The sequence below is a fragment of the Ensifer sp. NM-2 genome (genome assembly GCF_003024455.1).
In the GTDB taxonomy this organism is placed as follows: Bacteria; Pseudomonadota; Alphaproteobacteria; order Rhizobiales; family Rhizobiaceae; genus Ensifer; species Ensifer canadensis.
Map to the genome: position 1 here is coordinate 1 of NZ_PVZR01000085.1, position 701 is coordinate 701.

Sequence of the window (701 nt, forward strand, 5' to 3'; positions counted from 1 at the left end):
GTAGATGGTGTGGCGGTTCACCCACGACTGGGAGTCGTCCACGTTGACGTCACGGGCCGCCAGAATGGTGTCCCGCGTCTGGCCGTCCACCTCGTAGCGGTCCACGTGCAGGGTGGTGGGGAACGCGTAGTACGGACGGAACTGCTGGAGCTGCCCGAAGGTCTGGGAGATCAGGTTCGGGTCCATGAGACGGACGTTGGCCGTGTTGGCCTCCTCGCCCGCCAGGGCCCCGGCCTCGGTGTCCGTGGCGCCCTCATAGTTCGTCACCTCGACGTCGTCCAGGCCGTACGCCTCGCGCGTCATGGCGATGTTCCGCTCGATGTACTGGGATTCGAGCGTGCGCTCGGACGGCTTCACCTGGTACTCCTGCACGATGAAGGGGTACGCCGTGCCCACCACGAGCGCCGTGATGACCAGGACCGCGGTGCCGATCAGCGACAGCCGCCACCGGCCCGAGACCACCGTCCACACGAACAGGCCGGCCACGATCACGGCCGTGACCGCCAGGATCGCCGACGTCGGGATGACCGCGTTCACGTCCGTGTAGCGCGCGCCGGCCCAGTTGCCGGTCTGCGACTGCGTGGTGCGGTAGCGGTTGAGCCAGAAGTTGACGCCCTGCAGCAGCAGGAACACGGCCAGGGTGATGCCGATGTGGGCGCGCGCCGCCGGGGTGATCCGCACGCCGCCGCCCTCCTCCACGC

At 68.6% G+C, this 701-nt stretch carries 1 protein-coding gene; it reads right to left on the bottom strand.

Features of this window, described 5'->3' with window-relative positions; translation table 11 throughout:
* Positions 1-701, bottom strand: a 701-nt coding sequence (locus tag C6558_RS38875; RefSeq protein ID WP_199197131.1) for a UPF0182 family protein, incomplete at both ends; no start/stop codon positions are given.